Raw genomic sequence first — 20,712 nt, forward strand, 5'->3', positions numbered from 1 at the left:
TAACCAACTGAGCTAAGGAGGAAGTTATATATCTTTTAAGCGAGTGCAAATATAAACTGATTTTTTGTTATCGCAAATTATTTTATTGAAAAAATTATAAAAGTTTGTCTACTACTAATTGGTATATATCTTTTCCGAAAGTTAAAGCCATTAGTGTCAATAAGATAATCATTCCAGCCGTTTGTACATAACCTGCAGCTTTGTCAGATAATTTTCTTCCGGTAATCATTTCAACTATTGTAAATAATGCGTGTCCGCCATCTAATCCTGGTATTGGTAATAAGTTCATAAATGCCAATCCGATTGAGAATAAGGCTGTAAAATTCCAAATGAATTCCCAATTCCAAGTATCAGGTAAACGACGCGCAATTCCTATTGGACTTTGAACGTGTTTATAGGCTTCTGTTTTTGGACGTAATATTAATTTGAACTGTTTTACATTATAAACTAATAGTGACCAAGATTCTTTTACCGCTGCAGGAACCGCTTGACCGAAAGACAATTTATTATTTACTTCGTAATCTAATTTATCTAAAGCTTTATTGATGAAACCTAGTTTTCCTTCTTTATCAACTTTAGCTTTCAACTCCACCATTTGAGTTCCTCTCAAAACTGATAAAGAAATACTATCATTTTTATATTTTGAAATCCTTTCTTTAAACTCATCATAATAGGTAAAAGCACTTCCGTTTAAAGCTTTGATTTTATCTCCTTTTTTTAAACCTGCTAAATCAGCTGCCGATTTTGGGACAACCGAATCTACTACGGTATTTGAAAAACGAGGCCCAACAAATTCTTTTCCTTCTTTACTGATAATTTCACCTTTCATTTCATCGGTTAAAATCACATCAACTATAGAACCATTTCGTTCTACCTGAACTTTATCACCAAGCAAAACATCTAATGTCATTCGGTTAAAACTTGGTTGATGTTTACCATCTACTGAAAGAATTTTATCTCCATTTCTAAAACCTGCTTTCTGACCTACTTCGCCAAAAGCTAACCCGTTTTCTTGAATTTTTGCTGTTGAAATAAATTTTTGCCCTACAGTTGCATACATAATTGTAAAAATCAACCAAGCCAAAATTACATTCACAATAATCCCACCTAACATAATAATCAAACGTTGCCAAGCTGGTTTAGAACGGAATTCCCAAGGTTCTGCAGGCGCATTCATTTGTTCGGCATCCATACTTTCATCTATCATTCCTGAAAGTTTTACATAACCTCCTAATGGCAACCATCCAATTCCCCATTCTGTTTCACCGATTTTCTTTTTTACTAATGAAAAACCAGCATCCATAAACAAGTAAAATTTCTCTACTCGTACCTTAAACATCTTGGCTGTAATGTAGTGACCAAATTCGTGAAGGATTACTAAAACTGATAATATGAATAATATTTGTGCTACTTGAATCATTTTTACGCTTTTATTTAAACGACAAAAGTAAGGTTTTCACCTTACTTTTCATCAATATTTTATTTTGGAGCTATTTTTTTATAAAATTTTTATGAATTGCACCTTCCGAAGTAGTAATTTTCATCACATGCATTCCCGAACTTAAGTTGTCAATTCTAAAATCAGCAGTTTGATATGTTGCTAATAGTTGCCCTAAAGTATTATAAATTTCAACTTTTTCTAATTGAGTAGTAGTTGGCATCATGATATGCAATTCGTCATTTGCAGGATTTGGGTAAACTGAAATCGCTTCTTCTAGTTCAAAACTATTGTTTGATAATGTTGTTGAATTACTGCTTGAAATAATGTGTTTGTTTGGGTCAAAAATAACACCTGTTACTAAAAACGGAACTGGTACCACAAATTGTTGTCCGTTTGAAGTATTATTCACTACCACATCATGTGTTAGACCACCAGCTCCTATTAATCTAATCTCTAAAGGCATTTCAAAGAAAGTAACACTTGGATGAGATTGTGTCTGATTAACAGTTATCCTTGCTTGTCCTGAACCCAATGTTTGAACTGTTAATGCATACGATGGATATCCTTGCATATACACCCAATCATTAAAAAATTCATCCAAATTACTACCATGAACCGCCTCTAGATGTCCTTTTAAATCATTTGTTTGCGCATAGGCATACGCTAAATTTGTGTCATTTAAATAATTACGAAGCGCCAAGAAAAAATTAGCATCACCCATAACCCATCGCAACATATGAGTTACCATAGAACCTTTATTATATGACAATCTACTGCTAAAAATTCTATTCACATTTAAAGCTTCAGCATCTGTTAAGTATAGCGCTCCTCCTACTTGTGATGTAATATTTGAGATTTTTCCGTTTTTCCAAGAAACAAAAGACGCATCACCATCCAATTCTTCTACCATAATTCCTGCTGTGTATTCTGTTAAACCTTCATTCAACCAAATATCTTTCCAAGAACCACAAGTAACTTTATTTCCAAACCATTGATGACCCAACTCATGCGCTATTAAACTTCTACCCCAACTGTTCATGGAAGACATCGTAGTATGCTCCATTCCGCCGCCCCATCCAAATTGTACATGACCGTATTGTTCATTTCTGTAAGGATAAGGTCCGAATTTTTCTTCAAAAACATTCATTATTGGAACAGTAACATCAATAGCCGTTCGGTTTGTAGCTGTATTACTTTCAGGATATAAGTAATTATTTATTGGGAAAAATGGACTCTCAACTGTTCCTAAACCTGCTTGAATATTATAAGTTGTGTAATTTGTAACATTTAACGAAATTAAATAAGCTGGGATTGGATAATTATGTCTAAAATGACGCGTTGTATTTCCTCCTGAAGTTACAGAACTCTGCAACAAACCGTTTGAAACCCCAATGTAGGTATCTGGACAAGTGATATAAATATCAAAACTAGCTATCTTATCGTTCAAATCTTGTTTACACGGCCACCAATCTCTTGCACCAAAAGGCTCCGAAAGTGTATAAATTACTGGAGTTCCACTATGTGTACTTCTTGTGAAACCGCCTTCTGCTTGAGGCGGTGAACCTGCATAAGTAATTTCTACTGTTGCGCTATTTCCAGTTGTTAATGTTGATGGTAAATTGATGTTTAATTCGTAATTACTTTGACTAAAAGTAAGACTTGTACTGTTCATAGTTACCGAACTTACTGCTAAAGCTGTGGCCATGTCAAAAGTTACAACATTCATATCAGATAAAGCAGTAAAAGTAGTCTTTACCACTCCGTTGATGTAAGGTGTACTGTTGTTTGGATTAACCGTAAATCTTAGCTCATGATACGTTACATCATAATTTTGAGTGTTAGGATTTACTCTGAGATTTTGCAAAGACGAAGCTGATTTCATTTCGGCTTCTACCATTCTTTCAAATTCGTTATTATCCGTTTGGGCAAAACTGATAAAACCAAATAAGATTAAGAGACCTAAGGTAATTTTTTTCATTTTGTGTAGGTTAAAAGATTTTTGGGGAACTTTTAAGTAATTTAATTTTATTAAAACATAACAGAATTAAGCTTAAAATTATCAATTTACATAAAAATTAAGCGAATATACAATAATATCTTTATTTTAATAAAGCTTTTTGTAAGAATTTAATCAATTCGCAAAAACACTTAAGTGAAATCGTTTTTTATGCATTATATGAATCCAATTTCTTAAATTTGCAACCTTAAAATCCTATATATTATGTTACAGATAGCGTACATTAGAGAAAACAAAGACGAAGTAGTAAAACGATTAGCTAAGAAAAACTTAGATGCTAAAAATGCAGTTGAAGAAGTAATTGCATTAGACGAAAAAAGAAGAGCAACTCAAGCAGAATTAGATACTATCAAATCCGAGTCGAATAAGCTATCCAAAGATATTGGTGATTTAATGAAAAGTGGCGAAAAAGCGAAAGCCGAAATCTTAAAAGAAAAATCAGTTCAACTTCGTGAAAAAGACAAAGAACTTACCGAAGTATTGAATACGTTTGCCTCAAAATTACAAGAAGAATTATACAAATTACCTAATTTACCAGCTGACATTGTTCCGGAAGGAAAAACTCCTGAAGAAAACCTAAACGTTTTTCAAGAAGGCGACATTCCAAAATTACACGAAGGCGCTTTGCCTCACTGGGAATTAGCAAAAAAATACGATTTAATTGATTTCGAATTAGGTGTTAAAATCACTGGAGCAGGTTTTCCAGTTTACAAAGGAAAATGTGCTAAATTACAACGTGCTTTAATCACGTATTTCTTAGATAAAAATACCGATGCAGGTTACTTAGAATACCAAGTGCCTCATTTAGTAAACGAAGCTTCTGGCTTTGGAACAGGACAATTACCGGATAAAGAAGGTCAAATGTACCACGTAGGTGTTGATGATTTGTATTTAATTCCAACAGCTGAAGTTCCAGTGACCAATATCTTTAGAGATGTTTTATTAAACGAAAATGATTTACCAGTTCTTTGTACAGGATATACGCCTTGTTTCCGTCGTGAAGCAGGTTCGTATGGTGCTCACGTTCGTGGATTAAATCGTTTACACCAATTTGACAAAGTAGAAATCGTTCGCATTGAGCATCCAGATAATTCATACCAAGCATTAGACGGAATGGTAGAACACGTGAAAGAAATTTTACAAGAATTAAAATTACCATACAGAATTCTAAGATTATGTGGTGGCGATATGAGTTTTGCTTCTGCTTTAACCTATGATTTTGAAGTGTATTCAACTGCACAAGAGCGTTGGTTAGAGATTAGTTCGGTTTCTAATTTTGAAACGTTCCAAGCGAATCGTTTAAAATTACGTTTCAAAGACAAAGAAGGTAAAAACCAATTGGCACACACGTTGAACGGAAGTTCGTTGGCGTTACCAAGAGTATTAGCTGGAATTTTAGAAAACTACCAAACGCCTGAAGGCATCGTAGTTCCTGAAGTTTTAAGAAAATATACTGGATTCGATATTATCAACTAAACGTTAATCTTTATAAAATAATGTACTAATTTGACGCTAAAAAGTGTTACTTTAGTACATTATTTGTTTTATTTATGTTGCAAAAAATTGCTTTTTTCATACTTTTTTTGTCATCGTTTTGGGTTTCGGCACAGAACGAGCAATTGGCTATGGACTATTTTGAAAAAGGCGAATTTCAAAAAGCACTGACTTTATTTGAGGAAATTTCAACCAAACAACCTTCGAATTATTTCTTCTTTCAGAGAGTAATTGATTGCTATCAACAGTTGCAACAATACGATAAAGCGGAAAACGCAATCACGAAAAGAAAAGACAAATACAATCAGCCTTTGTTGTATATTGAATTGGGTTACAATTACCAACTTCAAAAAAACACCGAAAAAGCGGATAAGAATTACGAATTAGCCATTCAAGAAGTTGAAAAAGAGCCAAATTACGCATATCAAGTTGCTAATTCCTTTGAGAAAAAAGTATTATTGACTTGGGCTTTAAAAGCTTATGAAACCGCACAAAAGAAAAATCCTAATCTAAATTTCGATTATCAAACCGCCATGGTTCAAGGGCAATTAGGTAATTTAGAAGTGATGCTGAATAAATTATTGGATTACGGATTCAATACTCCAGAAGGAACTCCAATGGTTCAAAACCAATTGACACGTTTTTTAATGGATGATTCTGATAGTTCATTCGCGGCTACTATTCGAAAAAACTTATTGCTTAGAACGCAAAAATCGCAAGATGTGTATTGGAACCAATTCTTGAGTTGGTTTTTCGTTCAACAAAAAGAATACGGAAAAGCCTTTATTCAAGAGAAAGCGGTTTATAAACGAAATCCTGAAAGCTTTTACAACATTGTCACTTTGGGAAGTATGGCAATGGAAGAAAAACAATTTGATGATGCGAAAGTTATTTTAGAATTTGTTTTGGAAAACACTCAGGATTTGGATTTACAAATGAAAGCGCATCATTTTTTACTTTCGATGGAAATGGAATCGGCTACTTCAAAAGAGTATCCTGCTATCGATTTGAAACTTCAGGAATTATTGAAAAAATACGGTATTAGTCCATATTCATTAGACTTGCAAATTCTTTCGGCTCATTTCAAAACGTTTTATCTGAACCAATCAAAATTAGGAATTGAACTTTTACAAAACACATTAAAATTACCATTAAACTTGCGAGATCAATCAAAAGTAAAAATGGAATTGGCTGATATTATGGTGTATGATGAAAAATTCAATCAAGCCATTTTATATTATGCACAAGTAGAAGACAATTTGAAAAATGATGTTTTAGCTCACGAAGCCAGCCTTAAATTAGCCAAAGCCAACTTCTACAAAAAAGATTTCGATTGGACCTTGCAACAAGTAAAAGTCTTGAAACAATCACCAAGTTTGTTAATTGCAAATGATGCTATCGAAATGTTTCTACTTATCCAAGATAATTCCGCCGAAGATAGTTTACGAGTAGCACTTCAAGCATATGCTAAAGCCGATTTACAACTGTATCAAAACAAAAATGAAGAAGCTCTGCAATCGTTCTTGACCATTTTACAAAAACACAAAGGCGAAAGTATCGAAGAAAGCACATTATTTAAAGTCGGCAAAATTTACGAAGAGAAAAAAGAGTATCTAAAAGCATTAAGTTATTACCAAAACATTTTAGACAATCACAAAGACGGAATTTATAAAGACGAAGCCTTGTTTTTTTCAGCAGAGATTTACCGCCAATATCTATTGGATAACGAAAAAGCAAAACCGCTATACGAAAAAATGGTTTTAGAACATCCAGACAGTTTGTATTATACCGAAAGTAGAAAACAATATCGAACTTTAAGAGGCGATACGACTATTTAGAAAAAAAGAAACGATTAAACAAGAATAATGATTATATATAACGTAACAGTAAACGTAGACGAAAGCATTCACCACGATTGGTTAAAATGGATGCAAAACAAACATATTAACGATGTTTTAGCAACAGGTTTATTTACTAATGCTAAAATGGTTCGAGTTGTGGTGGAAGAAGAAATGGGAGGTGTAACTTATGCCGTACAATATTTCACTGATTCAAGAGCAAAGTTAGAAGATTATTACCAAAATCACGCACCGAGATTACGTCAAGAAGGGCTTCATCTTTTTGCAGATAAAATGTTAGCTTTTAGAACTGAGTTGGAAGTAATGGGTGAATTCTACGGAGAAACCAACTAATTTATTGAATGAAAAAAAAATTATCAACACTTGAAATTATAATAAAGGGACATCTTTGGGTAAACCTTCCAATTACAATTTTAATTTGTATTGCATTTTATATTATTCATGAATTTTTCAATCAAAGCTTCAATTTTTCCTTAATTGGAGGAACTGTCATTGGATGGATTTACTGGGATTTTGCAGTGAAAAAATGGATAAAATGGGCTTTAATAAACAATGTTGATTCAGAGAAATTATACAAAATTGGGAAAAGAAATCTTCTAATTTGGTCTCGACACGATATAAAACAAGTAGCTGATAAGCTAAACAAAGAATAATGGAAAAAGTAAGCGCAAAAAAACACTTAGGACAACATTTCCTAAAAGACGAAAGTATCGCAAAAGGTATTGCTGATACACTTTCGTTAGAAGGCTATTCTAAAATTTTGGAAATTGGTCCAGGAATGGGTGTTTTAACCAAATATTTATTAGACAAACCAACCGAAACCTTTGTAATTGAAATCGACAAAGAATCAGTGGAATATTTGGGTGTTCACTTTCCAAAATTAGAAAATCATATCATCTCGAAAGATTTTTTAAAATACAATTTAAACGAGGTTTTTAATAACGAACCTTTTGCAATCATTGGAAATTTCCCGTACAATATTTCAACTCAAATTGTTTTCAAAACCTTAGAAATGCGCGACCAAATTCCAGAATTTGCTGGCATGTTTCAGAAAGAAGTTGCTCAACGTATTTGCGAGAAAAAAGGAAGTAAAGTCTACGGAATTTTATCGGTTTTAACACAAGCATTTTATGACGCGGAATACCTGTTTACGGTTCCGCCTAATGTTTTTAATCCACCACCAAAAGTAGATTCAGGTGTATTACGATTAAGAAGAAAAGCAGATTATTCATTACCATGTGATGAAAAAATGTTCTTTAGAGTAGTAAAAACTGCCTTTCAACAGAGAAGAAAAACATTGCGAAATAGTTTAAAAACGTTCAATTTTTCTGATAATTTAAAATTAGACACTATCTTTGACCTCCGTCCAGAACAACTAACGGTGGAACAATTTATAGAAATTACCCAAAAAATAACAGCCGATGGAGTTTAAAATCAGCAGAGAGTTTCTATCTGAAATAGAACAACTTATAAGTGAAAACAAGTCGCAAGAATTACTTTTGCTTCTTGAAGATATTCACTTTGCTGATATTGCCGAAATCATGGAAGAACTCGATGATTATGGCGCTGGCTATATTTTTAACACCTTAGATTCTGAAAAAACAGCTGAAATTCTTCTGGAATTAGATGAAGAAGTTCGTGAAAAAATCTTACGTAATCTTTCACCAAAAGAAATTGCAGAAGAGCTTGATGAGTTAAGCACCGATGATGCTGCCGACATTATTGCCGAATTACCGCAACACAAAAAAGAACAGGTAATTTCGGAATTAGAAGACGTTGAACACGCCAAAGACATTGTAGATTTATTACGCTATGATGAAGATTCTGCTGGTGGTTTGATGGGAAAAGAATTAGTAAAAGTAAACGAAAACTGGAACGTTTTAACTTGCGTAAAAGAAATGCGTGCGCAAGCTGAAAATGTTTCACGAGTACATTCAATATATGTAGTGGATGATGAAGAACGCTTAAAAGGTCGTTTATCATTAAAAGATTTATTGACAACCTCAACAAAAACGCCTATTAGCGATGTTTATATCAAAAAAGTAGATTACGTAAAAGTAGATACTAAAGATGTAGAAGTAGCGCGAATCATGCAAAAATATGACTTGGAAGCCATTCCAGTTGTAGATGAATTAGGTCGTTTAGTTGGTCGTATTACCATTGATGATATTATTGATGTCATCAAAGAAGAGGCCGACAAAGATTACCAGTTAGCTGCTGGTATTTCGCAAGACGTTGAAGCAGATGATAGCATTTTAGAACTGACAAAAGCACGTTTGCCTTGGTTGGTTTTAGCATTATTTGGTGGATTTATATCGGTACACGTTTTAGGAATTTTTGAACCTGTTATGAAATTTCATCCCGAATTATTTTTCTTCACACCGCTAATTGCCGCAATGGCTGGAAATGTAGGAGTTCAATCTTCTGCGATTATTGTACAAGGTTTGGCAAACAACACCATTATTGGCCCTGTTGTAGAACGATTATTAAAAGAACTTTCGTTAAGTTTACTAAACGGAATAATTCTTTCTATTATCTTATTGGCTGGTAGTTATTTCTTATTAGGCTACGAAATCCATGTTGGTTATACGGTTTCAATTGCTTTACTTTCAGTAATTATTATGGCATCCTTAATTGGAACTTTTATTCCAATCATATTAAATAAATACGGAATTGACCCAGCATTAGCCACTGGCCCTTTTATTACTACTAGCAATGATATCCTAGGAATTTTGACTTATTTTACTATTGCTAAGATTATTTTAGGAATTTAATTTCAATCGCTTTCCAACCTTTTTACTTTTATTTCACTCTATACAATAAACACTAAAGTTTATAGAGATGAAAAAAATAATTTTGACATTCCTTTTGTTAACCTCAATAGCGTCATTTTCACAAGAAGAAGCTAAAGAGCGCTTCTTATTTGAAAGAAAACTAAATCTAGCTACTAAAAATGATTCTATTTCCAAGCACATAAAAAATATTGAAGAAATTTCGATTCCTGCAGATATTGATTCTTTGTCATCTGACTCAAAATGGGAGCTTTTATATTTGCACCAAACAGGATGGCAAGAATCAATGCCAAATAATCCTCATAAAATAAATAATTTGTACATCGGAAAACGAAACAATGTCGTTACTGGTAAAGATATAAAAGACTTTTTTCAATCAATCGGTCAAAAAGAAATTGTATTTAATGAACTCCCGTCTGAATTATCTTACATGAATAGAGGGGCTCCTTTAAATGGAAAATTCACAATTATATTTCTAAAAAACAATCACATTACTTTACAATACATTCACAGTTATCCTAACGGAAATCAATCGAGTTGGTTTAGAAAAACAAATTATTATTTAAAAAGAATTAACTAAAAACTATATCAAATGAAAAGAATATTTTCACTATTAATCGTTCTGGTGTCAGCAATCACATTTGCTCAAAAACCAATTTTTACTTCGGCTAAAATTAAAAGCGCCACTATTTATAGTAATTCTGCTGAATTAAACCACACAGCTTCGGCTACAATTCCTTCTGGAACTAGCGAAATTGTTATTAAAAACGTTGCCGATTTTGTCAATGAAAACACCATTCAAATTGGCGCTCCGGCTAATGTAACGGTTTTATCAGTTCAGTTTACACGAAATTTTATTTCGGAATATGAAATTGACGAAAGTAATCCGTTGATTAAAAGAGTTCGCGATAGTATTATGCTTATCGAAAAAGAAATGGGAAAGATTGCCAACGAAAAAGTTTCCTATTCAAAAACCATTGATTTGTTGGATAAGAATCAAAACGTTGCTGGGCAAAACTCGGGTTTGAATGTAACCGAATTAATCAAACTAGTAGATTATTACAGAGCTAAACGAAACGAGTTGAGTAATTTGGTAGATACGTTAATCGAGAAAGAAAACAAGTTAAAAGACAAACTTTCAAAATTGAATTCAAAACTAGAACTCAACACTCAAAAACAAGAAAAATCTTCGCAAGGAAAATTGGTTTTACAAGTCATGACCGATGTTGCAAGTTCAGTGAATCTTGACATTAATTACATCACAGCAAACGCATCTTGGTCGCCATTTTACGATTTACGTGCCGACAATATCAATTCTCCTATCAACTTAATGTACAAAGCAAAAGTGGTGCAAAACACAGGAATAGATTGGAAAAAAGTAAAACTAACACTTTCAAGCGGTAATCCAAATCAAAACAACACGGCTCCTATTTTACAAGCTTGGTTTTTACGATACGGTTATCCAAGAACATATGGCTATGTAAATGATGATGCTAAAATGAATGAGGTAGTAGTTACAGGTTATGGCGTTAAAAAAGATGCCGCACCGCAATCATCAATCTCTAACTACACTACAATCAATGAAAACCAATTAAATGTTTCTTTTGATATTGATATTCCATATGACATTTTATCCAATGGAAAAGCGCATAGTGTAGCCTTGAAAGATTTAAAATTACCAGCAACTTATAAATATTATGCCGTTCCAAAAGTGGAAAAAGAAGCTTTCTTATTAGCTGAAATTAGCGAATATTCTAAATTCAATTTGTTGCCTGGAGAAGCGAATATCATCTTCGAAGGAATGTATGTAGGCAAAACGATGATTAACCCAAATCAAACTTCAGATACATTGAATTTGAGCATGGGAAGAGATAAAAAAATCGCCATCAAACGGGAAAAAATCGCAGATAAATCGGGAACAAAATTCTTATCAGGTTATAAAGAGCAAACATTTACTTATGACATAACAGTAAAAAACAACAAAAAAGAAGCAATTGAATTATTGTTGAAAGATCAATATCCAATTAGTACTGATAAAGAAATTACCATAGAATTGTTAGACAACGGAAAAGCAAAAGTAAACGTAGAAACTGGAATTCTAACTTGGGATGTAAAACTTAGCGCTGGAGAAACAAAAAAATACAGAATCAGTTATAAAGTCAAATATCCAAAGGATAAGTTTATAGATAATTTATAATAACTAACCCTAGTGAATAAAAGCGTAAAGAGTGTAAAAATTCTTTGCGCTTTTTTATTTTCAAATGTAAATCACTGAAAATGAATTAGTTTTAAAAATATTTCTTAAATTTAGGAAATCAAAACTACTAATTATGAAAACAATCCTACTTTTGAGTTTAATGATGATATCATTTTTTGGACAGTCACAAACCATCACTTTACAGTCATTTGCAACTGGTTTTGATAGCCCAGTTGAAATTACAAACGCTGGAGATTCACGCTTATTTGTAGTACAAAAAGGCGGATTAATTAGAATATTAAATGCTAATGGAACAATAAATACAACTCCATTTATGAATTTATCTTCCATCATAACCACTAATGGAGAACGCGGATTATTAGGCTTAGCCTTTCATCCCAACTATGGCACAAATGGTTATTTCTTTGTAAACTACACTAATCTTTCAGGAAATACAGTTATTGCAAGATATACTGTAGATTCAGTAAACCCTGATATTGCCAATACAACTAGCACAATTTTAATGACAATTACACAACCTTATTCCAATCATAATGGCGGAAGCATAAAATTTGGATCTGATGACTATTTATACATTGGAATGGGAGATGGCGGAAGTTCAGGTGACCCCGAAAATAGAGCCCAAAATATCACTGAAAATTTAGGGAAAATGTTACGCATTGATGTCAATTCAAATGTTGCCCCTTATTACACAATTCCTCCAACAAATCCATATGTTGGTGTAGCTGGTAACGATGAAATTTGGGCAATAGGATTAAGAAACCCATGGAAATTTTCATTCAACAGATTAAATGGCGATTTATGGATTGCCGATGTAGGTCAAGGTGCTATTGAAGAAATTAATAAAATTGCAAACCCATTACCAAACACTGGAATTAATTTTGGTTGGAGATGTTATGAAGGAAATTCAACTTACAATACTTCAGGTTGTGCGCCTGCAGGAACAATGACCTTTCCGTTTGCTCAGTATGCACGTTCTGGAGGAGCTTGTTCAGTAACAGGCGGTTATTTTTATACGGGTTCAACTTATCCCAATTTTCAAAACAAATATTTCTTTACTGATTATTGCGATGACAAAATTAGAATGGTTAACAGTGCTGGAGTCATAACAACTACAACTTCATTTTCGGGAAATAACTTTGTAACTTTTGGTGAAGATGTGAATGGCGAATTATATATTGCAGGAATTTCATCGGGAACAATTTATAAAATAATAGATTCGTCTTTAAGTAGTTCTGATTTCGAAACTAATGGTTTTTCGTTATTCCCAAATCCTGCCAAAGAATCATTTACCATAAAAAGTCATCCATCCAATTTGGCAACAAAAATTGATGTATTTGACTTAACTGGAAAATTACTTTTTACTAAAGAAGCAAGCACAAATCTTGAAAACACAATTGCGACAACATCTTTATCAAAAGGAATTTACTTAGTTTCTGTAGAAACTACTAATGGAACTAATTATACAACAAAATTAATTATTGAATAATCAGAATTTATTATATTCTTATATTGATAGTTATAGGAAAAATTTCTGTTTAAAAATTTTATAAATTAAATTGTATTTATAAATCGAACTATTGAAATTAAATCATTCTCATCATCTAAATCTACTTTATTTAACTTTAAAAAGTTATCAATATTTTCTTGGTTTTCAGAAAATAATTTTAAAAATTCCTTTTTCTTCTTAGGAATCTCAACAACCCCAATATCAAGTTTAATAAAATAAACGTTTTTATCTTTTCTATAATGAGCTTGTGTTGCTTGCTCATAAGGATTTGCGGCATCTTTATAAGGAACAAAAGAAATAATTTCTTTAACAAATAAATCTGTTTTTTTGAAATTTGTTTTACGAACTAAATAACCTTTTTCCGATTTTTTCTTGAAAATATAATCCATGTATTCATAAATTTTATTTCCAGACTTAAAAACAACTATTAAACTATCTTTTTTATTCAATCTAAAAACTTTTCCTTCGTTCTTATATTCCATCTCATCTTTAACAGCATTGTATCTAATTTCCAATTCTTTATTGTCCAAAAGTGAAACTCTAGCCGTTAAAAAACGATCTTCAAAATACTGAGACCCTGCAATATTTGAGTTTTTATCATCTATCTCTGAACCATAATTCCAATTTCTGAGTTTAGAAACATCATCTATAGTTGGAAGAGTTTGTGAAAACATATTAAGTGAAAAACAAAAAAATAAACTTACAAAAACGCTATATTTTTTCAACATTGTATAATTTTTATAATTAAAAAAACAAAAATATTTAAAAAAACTGGTTTCACTAAATAAAATTTGTTAATTTTTAAGGTGCCGGATTTGGAATTAATTCCTGAATTTTTTCAATTTCAGCCACAATTTTGTCTGATAAAACAGTCTCGAAAGCTTGAATGTTTTCTTGCAATTGTTCCATAGTTGTAGCACCAATAATAGTTGAAGTCACAAATTTTTGACGATGTACAAAAGCAATCGCCATTTGCGTTAACGTTAAACCGTTAGCTTCTGCTAATTCTTTGTATAGTTTGGTTGCTTTAAAGCAGTTTTCATTGGTATAACGAACGAAATTAGGAAACAATTTCATACGAGAATTCTCAGGATAACCATTCAAATATTTCCCAGATAAAAATCCAAAACCTAAAGGGGAATACGCTAATAACCCAACATTTTCACGCATTCCTATTTCCGATAAACCAACTTCATACAATCGATTTAATAGAGAAAATGGATTTTGTATGGTTGCAATTCTTGGTAAACCATGTTTTTCACTTTCCATTAAAAAACGCATTACTCCCCACGGATTTTCATTTGAAAGTCCAATATGTTTGATTTTCCCTTCTTTGATTAATCCGTCGTAAACCGTTAACACATCAAAAATATTGTCTTGCCATTTTGGGTCTAATTCCTGAACACCACGTTTTTGAAACATGTTCATTATGCGTTCTGGCCAATGCATTTGATATAAATCAATGTAATCCGTTTGAAGGTTTTTTAAACTCAAATCTACCGCTTCGTGAATACTTTTTTTCGAAAAATCCAACGGTTGACGAATGTATTCCATTCCGCGATTAGGTCCCGCAATTTTAGTGGCTAAAACCAGTTTTTCGCGTTCTGAAGCACCTATATTCTTTATCCAAGTTCCGATGTGACGTTCTGTACTTCCAAAAATTTGAGCGTTTCCGCCAATAGGATACATTTCGGCAGTATCAATAAAATTAATTCCTTTTTCAATGGCATAATCCAATTGACTGTGCGATTCACTTTCGGTATTTTGATTCCCAAAAGTCATTGTTCCTAAGCAAATTTTACTGACTTTTAGTTGGGTATTTGGTAGTGTCGTATAGTTCATTTTCAATTTCAAAATTTAAAATCCAAAGTTACAAAGTTTAAACCAAAGAAAAAGGCTTGAATTTTGAACTCAAGCCTTTTTATCAATCTTTTATGAAATGTTATAGTTCATTCAACATTTTAGAAATTTCATCTAACTTAGGTGTTAAGATGATTTCGATTCTTCTGTTTTTTGCTTTTCCTTCTGCGGTTTCATTACTCATTAAAGGTGCATATTCTCCACGGCCAGCAGCAGTTAAATTGCGCTTGTCAATAGCTTTGTTTTGTGATAAAATGTTTACAATAGCTGTGGCACGTTTTGTAGATAAATCCCAGTTATTTTCAACTCCACCACCAATAGTTCCTGTGATTTTATCATCATCTGTATGTCCTTCAATTAATACAGAAATGTCTGGATTATCTCCTAAAACTTTACCAACTAAATCCACGGCTTTTTTTCCTTCAGCACCCACTGTCCAACTTCCCGATTCGAAAAGTAACTTGTTTTCCATCGAAACATAAATTTTTCCATTTCTATTTTCAATAGTTAAACCTTTACCTTCAAACGCCTTTAACGATTTTGATAAAGTTTCTTTCAATTTTTTCAGAGCCGCTTCTTTGTCTGCCATCATTTTTTCTAGTTCAGCCAAACGAGTTGAAGAAGCTTCTAAATCTTTTTTCAGTTTATTCAATCGATCTTGCTCTGCAGTTAACGCTTTTTGTTTGGCTTCTAACTCAGCTAACAATTGTCTATTTTTATTAATATTTGCTTCTAAAGCATCATTGCTGTCTTTTTCAAGCGCAGCATAAGACGCTTTCAAATTGTCTAAATTCTTTTTCGTAGCAGCATAATCTGATGCTAATTTATCGCGTTCCGCTTTGGTTTTATCTAATTCCGTTTGTAAATTGTTTTTATCTAATTCTAACTGATTTTTATCTGTTTTTAACAATCCGTTTTCATCTGATAAAGCGTTGTGTTCTTTCTTTAAATCGGCATATTTGTTTTCTAAATCTTGGTAGATTTTTTTAGAAACACATGAAGTAGTTAAACTTAAAACTACGCAAGCAAGGGCAATTTTTCTAATCATTTTGTTTTTTGTTTTTATAATTGATTTTCAAATTTCAGGTTTGTGTTTTGAAGTTGATATTTGAATTTGAACTTGTAATTGAACTTTTATTTAATTTCTACTAAAACTGGGCAATGGTCGGAATGTTTGGCTTCGGGCAAAATTAATGCTCTTTGAATTTTATCTTTCAAAGGTTCGGCTGCCAAACAATAATCGATTCTCCAGCCTTTATTATTATTTCGAGCATTGGCTCTGTAACTCCACCAACTGTAATTGTGTGGTTCTTTGTTTAAATGACGAAAAGTATCTACAAATCCACTTTTCATAAAACCATCTAACCAAGCGCGCTCTTCCGGTAAAAAACCAGAAATTTTAGCATTTCTAATTGGATCATGAATATCAATTGCTTCATGACAAATGTTATAATCACCACAAATCACCAAGTTTGGAATTTCTTTCTTTAACTCATTGATATAATTTTGAAAATCGTCCATGAACATGAACTTATGATCTAATCTATCAATATTTGTGCCAGATGGAAGATACAAACTCATTACAGATAAGTCTTCAAAATCCAAACGCAAATTTCTTCCTTCAAAATCCATGTGTTGGATTCCTGTTCCGAAAACCACCTTTTTAGGTTCGATTTTTGACAAAATAGCTACACCACTATACCCTTTTTTCTCCGCTGGAAAATAATATTGATACGGATAACCTGCTGCTTCAATTTCTAATTTTGGGATTTGGTCTTCTGTAGCTTTAATTTCTTGAAGACAAATAACATCGGGATTTGCTTGTTGCAACCATTCTAAAAAACCTTTGGTTATAGCTGCTCGAATTCCGTTAACGTTGTATGATATGATTTTCATTTACTACTATAGCTTTTGACCAAATATAAGAAAAAGGTTTTTAAAAATAAAGATTAGATTTCATCGATTTCATAATTCACTAACTATCAAGCTACTAAAAAATATAACAAAATAGCCTTTTTTATTACCAAATGAAAAGTGCTGAAAATTCATCAAAATTCTTATCTTTGTTTCTTGCTCAATAAACAAATTATAAATGGGTTTAGTTACTGCTAAAGAAGTTGCAAAGGCAATTAATGCCGACAAATATGGCGTTTTCGGGACTTTCTCGGGCTGGTTGCTCATGAAAGTGCTTAAGATTTCTTCGCTGAACAAAATTTATGACCGAAACAAACATTTGAGTGAATTGGAATTTTTGAATGCTATTTTAGATGAATTCCAAATCAAATTTGAAATCCCAGAAGAAGATTTAAAACGTTTACCAAAAGACGGCGCTTATATTACGATATCTAATCATCCACTTGGCGGAATTGACGGTATTTTACTTTTGAAATTAATGCTTGAAAGAGAACCGAATTTCAAAATTATCGCCAACTTTTTATTGCACCGAATTGAACCGATGAAACCGTACATTATGCCGGTTAATCCGTTTGAGAATCATAAAGATGCTAAATCGAGTGTGGTAGGAATCAAAGAAACCTTACGTCATTTAAGTGATGGTAAACCTTTAGGAATGTTTCCTGCTGGAGAAGTTTCTACTTATAAAGATGGTAAGTTAGTCGTAGATAAACCTTGGGAAGAAGGTGCAATCAAAGTCATTCGTAAAGCACAAGTTCCGGTTATTCCTATTTATTTTCATGCTAAGAATAGTAGATTGTTTTACTTCTTATCTAAAATAAATGATACACTTAGAACTGCAAAATTACCAAGTGAATTACTAACACAAAAAGATAGAGTAATTAAAGTTCGTATAGGAAAACCTATTTCGGTAGCAGAACAAAACGAATACCAAGATATTGAAGCGTATGGCGATTTCTTACGTAAGAAAACCTATATGCTTTCGAATGCTTTTGAAGATGAAAGTAAAATTAATTTGCCAAAATTAAGTCTTCCAAAATCGCCAAAGCAAATTGCGAAACCGGCAAATCATGACCAAATTTTAGAAGAGATGGATTTTCTAAAAAAAGGCGATTACCGTTTATTGCAAAGCAAAAATTATGAAGTTTACTTCGTAACTGCAGATAAAATTCCGAATATCTTACACGAAATTGGTCGTTTAAGAGAAATTACGTTTAGAGAAGTAGGAGAAGGAACGAACGAATCATTGGATTTAGATCCTTACGACAAATATTATCATCATATGTTTTTGTGGGATGAAGAAGCGCAATGTATTGCTGGCGCTTATCGAATGGGATTAGGTTCTCATATTTATCCAAAACACGGAATTGACGGCTTTTATTTACATGAATTGTTCCGTTTTGAACCTGAATTGTATGATATGATGAGCAAATCTATCGAAATGGGTAGAGCGTTCATTATCAAAGAATACCAACAAAAACCAATGCCATTGTTCTTGTTATGGAAAGGAATCGTTCACACGACTTTACATTATCCTGAACACAAATATTTGATTGGTGGCGTAAGTATTAGCAATCAGTTTTCTGAGTTTTCAAAATCGTTGATGATTGAATTTATGAAGTCACATTACTACGATCCATACATTGCGCAATATGTGCATCCGAAAAAAGAATTTAAAGTAAAACTGAAAGACGCTGATAAAGATTTTGTTTTTAACGAAACAGAATCGGACTTAAATAAATTTGATAAGATTATAGATGAACTAGAACCTGGTACTTTACGTTTACCGGTTTTAATTAAGAAATACATCAAACAAAACGCAAGAGTGGTTGCATTTAATGTAGACCCACTATTTAATAATGCGGTTGACGGATTAATGTATATTCGAATATCTGATATTCCTGAAAGCACCATGAAACCCGTAATGGAAGAGTTTCAAGCGGAATTGGAAAGAAAAGAGAAAGGATAACTTAATTGTTATCCTTTATTTTTTGTTGAAAATCTTCCCAAGCTTCTTTAGTTAAAATAGGCTTTGACTTTATTTTTTTACCTTTTAGATAATTCAAAATGGTTTTGGCTCTCGCTTCTGATTCGGGATGCGTGGAAACCCAATAGGTATATTTGTGTAACTCATTATCAACGGATAATTCGTAAAGAAAATCAGCAAATGGTCTTGGGTCGATATTCGCGTTAAGCAAATATTTCACGCTTTGCATGTCGGCTTCGGTTTCTAAACTTCTGTCGTAAGCTGATGATGAAAGTGTTTTTAAAATCTCACTTAAAACCGCACCATTTGAACCCGTTGTAATCGATAATAAAACGGAAAGACCAATTTCTTTCGACAACTTTTTCATCACATGATTACCTTCAATATGAGCAATTTCGTGACCTAAAACACCTAATAACGCTTGTTCGTTTTTACAAGCTTTGATTAAACCAGTGTAAACCACCAAATGATTATCAGGCATAGCAAAAGCATTTACTTCATCTTTGTCAATGATGTGTACTTTTAAACTGTCTCTTTCGATGGCGTTTTCTTTACAGATTGGCAATAATAAGGAATCCAAAGTATTCACAATTGAATCATCAAAAATGATGGTTTCTGTATCTTCAATTTCGTTCCAAATGATATCACCTAGTGTTTTTTCAGTTCCTGTTTTGGCTTCTTTTACTTTAAAATGCTTCACAAAATCAATTTGCGATAACAACATCCAAACACCAAAAAATAGTGCTACGATAACTAATCCTTTACTTAATACCTTCATTCGTTTTGCAAATTAAATTAGTAACATCTCCAAAAAAGAAGAATTCAGTGTGTTGTCCTTTTCTTACTTTAGTCGCGATAATTAAAGTAAAGAAAAACTCAATTAAGTTAAAAACCACTAACGTAATAATGTAAGCAAGGTAGTAATTGGTTGCCTCTCCATCTTGAAAAAGAATAGACATTGTCCACCAAAAACCAGCACTATTGAAGAAAAACAAGCCTAATTGAGAAACCAAAGCTTGTGTACAATGCCATTTTACAAACGCCGTACTTTTTCGGTTTCCTAAATAAAAGAAAATACTTGCCATCAAATTTAAAATAGGCAATGGCAAACCACCAATTACGGCTACTAATGACATCAAATAGCTATTTGATGCACGTTCTAGTTCCGATTCGTGAGGTTGATAATTAAATTTTGCTGTTGTAATCATAGATTTTTTTTAATGTTCCAAATCCAATTGGCTATTACCAGAACGATAAGTACAATAGCGACTTTTCGTTTTCTGAGTATAGTTTCAATTTTTAAATAAGCGGTGTAAAAAGTTTCCTTTTTTTGAATGAAATCATAGCTAATCCAAATGGGAGCTACAATCATTATTAGCCCAACAATTATACCAAAAGGATTGATTAAAATTGCTGAAAGAAAATTTCCGTGTGAAAATTGCATTACAGAACGAGTAGTTCCGCAAGAAGGACAAGGAACAGTGGTTACTTTTTTAAACAAACAAACGGTAAATTCTTTACTTTGAATTTCGTGTTCGTGTTGCAACGAAAAAAGCAACCAACTATACCCTACAAAACAAGCGAATAAAAGAAATAGATATAGCTTGTTTTTATTCATTT

Annotated in this window: 19 protein-coding genes; 10 read left to right on the forward strand and 9 right to left on the reverse strand. The window is 32.5% G+C overall.

Annotated elements, in window-relative coordinates:
- Positions 1-94: 94 nt before the first annotated feature.
- Positions 95-1,420 (reverse strand): RIP metalloprotease RseP, encoded by a 1,326-nt coding sequence (gene rseP / locus B2741_RS07310; RefSeq protein ID WP_291136979.1) that lies wholly within the window; start codon positions 1,418-1,420, stop codon positions 95-97.
- A 70-nt stretch (positions 1,421-1,490) separates the two neighbouring features.
- Positions 1,491-3,419: a M1 family aminopeptidase gene (locus B2741_RS07315; protein WP_291136983.1), complete on the reverse strand. Its 1,929-nt coding sequence runs from the start codon at positions 3,417-3,419 to the stop codon at positions 1,491-1,493.
- A 243-nt stretch (positions 3,420-3,662) separates the two neighbouring features.
- Between B2741_RS07315 and serS the strand changes: the two genes are divergently transcribed.
- From serS to B2741_RS07360, 9 genes are all read left to right on the forward strand, one after another.
- Positions 3,663-4,934 carry a serine--tRNA ligase gene (serS, locus tag B2741_RS07320; protein ID WP_291136986.1) on the forward strand — a complete coding sequence of 424 codons (1,272 nt, stop codon included), beginning with the start codon at positions 3,663-3,665 and terminating at the stop codon, positions 4,932-4,934.
- A 74-nt stretch (positions 4,935-5,008) separates the two neighbouring features.
- Entirely contained in the window at positions 5,009-6,790 is a 1,782-nt protein-coding gene (locus B2741_RS07325) for a tetratricopeptide repeat protein (protein ID WP_291136989.1), read from the forward strand.
- A gap of 27 nt (positions 6,791-6,817) precedes the next feature.
- Positions 6,818-7,144, forward strand: a complete 327-nt coding sequence (locus tag B2741_RS07330) for a DUF4286 family protein (RefSeq protein WP_291136991.1) — start codon at positions 6,818-6,820, stop codon at positions 7,142-7,144.
- A gap of 8 nt (positions 7,145-7,152) precedes the next feature.
- Positions 7,153-7,464 (forward strand): hypothetical protein, encoded by a 312-nt coding sequence (locus tag B2741_RS07335; RefSeq protein ID WP_291136994.1) that lies wholly within the window; start codon positions 7,153-7,155, stop codon positions 7,462-7,464.
- Positions 7,464-8,243 (forward strand): 16S rRNA (adenine(1518)-N(6)/adenine(1519)-N(6))-dimethyltransferase RsmA, encoded by a 780-nt coding sequence (gene rsmA / locus B2741_RS07340; RefSeq protein WP_291136997.1) that lies wholly within the window; start codon positions 7,464-7,466, stop codon positions 8,241-8,243. Before B2741_RS07335 ends, rsmA begins: the two co-directional genes overlap by 1 nt.
- Complete coding sequence (mgtE, locus tag B2741_RS07345; protein ID WP_291137000.1) at positions 8,233-9,585, forward strand: magnesium transporter; 1,353 nt, start codon at positions 8,233-8,235, stop codon at positions 9,583-9,585. The genes rsmA and mgtE overlap by 11 nt, the downstream gene beginning before the upstream one ends.
- Before the next feature lie 67 nt (positions 9,586-9,652).
- Positions 9,653-10,183 (forward strand): hypothetical protein, encoded by a 531-nt coding sequence (locus tag B2741_RS07350; RefSeq protein WP_291137003.1) that lies wholly within the window; start codon positions 9,653-9,655, stop codon positions 10,181-10,183.
- 12 nt (positions 10,184-10,195) lie between these two features.
- Positions 10,196-11,800, forward strand: a complete 1,605-nt coding sequence (locus B2741_RS07355) for a DUF4139 domain-containing protein (RefSeq protein WP_291137006.1) — start codon at positions 10,196-10,198, stop codon at positions 11,798-11,800.
- A 133-nt stretch (positions 11,801-11,933) separates the two neighbouring features.
- The gene (locus B2741_RS07360; protein WP_291137009.1) at positions 11,934-13,310 is read left to right on the forward strand and encodes a PQQ-dependent sugar dehydrogenase; all 1,377 of its coding nucleotides are present in this window, start codon (positions 11,934-11,936) and stop codon (positions 13,308-13,310) included.
- A gap of 65 nt (positions 13,311-13,375) precedes the next feature.
- Here the strand turns inward: B2741_RS07360 and B2741_RS07365 are convergent, their stop codons facing one another.
- The 4 genes from B2741_RS07365 to B2741_RS07380 form a co-directional block, all read right to left on the reverse strand.
- A complete protein-coding gene (locus tag B2741_RS07365) occupies positions 13,376-14,059 on the reverse strand; it encodes a hypothetical protein (protein WP_291137012.1) in 684 nt (227 codons plus the stop codon).
- A gap of 73 nt (positions 14,060-14,132) precedes the next feature.
- Complete coding sequence (locus B2741_RS07370; protein WP_291137015.1) at positions 14,133-15,173, reverse strand: aldo/keto reductase; 1,041 nt, start codon at positions 15,171-15,173, stop codon at positions 14,133-14,135.
- A gap of 100 nt (positions 15,174-15,273) precedes the next feature.
- Entirely contained in the window at positions 15,274-16,239 is a 966-nt protein-coding gene (locus B2741_RS07375) for an OmpA family protein (RefSeq protein ID WP_291137018.1), read from the reverse strand.
- Between the two features lie 86 nt (positions 16,240-16,325).
- A complete protein-coding gene (locus B2741_RS07380) occupies positions 16,326-17,087 on the reverse strand; it encodes an exodeoxyribonuclease III (RefSeq protein ID WP_291137021.1) in 762 nt (253 codons plus the stop codon).
- A gap of 196 nt (positions 17,088-17,283) precedes the next feature.
- On the opposite strand from B2741_RS07380, the gene B2741_RS07385 reads away from it, so the two are divergent.
- Positions 17,284-19,074: a GNAT family N-acyltransferase gene (locus tag B2741_RS07385; RefSeq protein WP_291137024.1), complete on the forward strand. Its 1,791-nt coding sequence runs from the start codon at positions 17,284-17,286 to the stop codon at positions 19,072-19,074.
- A gap of 1 nt (position 19,075) precedes the next feature.
- Here B2741_RS07385 and B2741_RS07390 read toward each other — a convergent pair whose 3' ends face one another.
- The 3 genes from B2741_RS07390 to B2741_RS07400 are packed head-to-tail and all read right to left on the reverse strand — an operon-like array spanning position 19,076 to position 20,710.
- Positions 19,076-19,870: a M48 family metallopeptidase gene (locus B2741_RS07390; RefSeq protein ID WP_291137027.1), complete on the reverse strand. Its 795-nt coding sequence runs from the start codon at positions 19,868-19,870 to the stop codon at positions 19,076-19,078.
- Positions 19,854-20,300, reverse strand: coding sequence for a DUF4870 domain-containing protein (locus B2741_RS07395; protein WP_291137030.1), 447 nt, complete (start codon positions 20,298-20,300; stop codon positions 19,854-19,856). Before B2741_RS07395 ends, B2741_RS07390 begins: the two co-directional genes overlap by 17 nt.
- The gene (locus B2741_RS07400; RefSeq protein WP_291137033.1) at positions 20,297-20,710 is read right to left on the reverse strand and encodes a DUF2752 domain-containing protein; all 414 of its coding nucleotides are present in this window, start codon (positions 20,708-20,710) and stop codon (positions 20,297-20,299) included. Before B2741_RS07400 ends, B2741_RS07395 begins: the two co-directional genes overlap by 4 nt.
- Positions 20,711-20,712 lie beyond the last annotated feature (2 nt).

This window comes from Flavobacterium sp. UBA7663, from assembly GCF_002483315.1.
In the GTDB taxonomy this organism is placed as follows: Bacteria; Bacteroidota; Bacteroidia; order Flavobacteriales; family Flavobacteriaceae; genus Flavobacterium.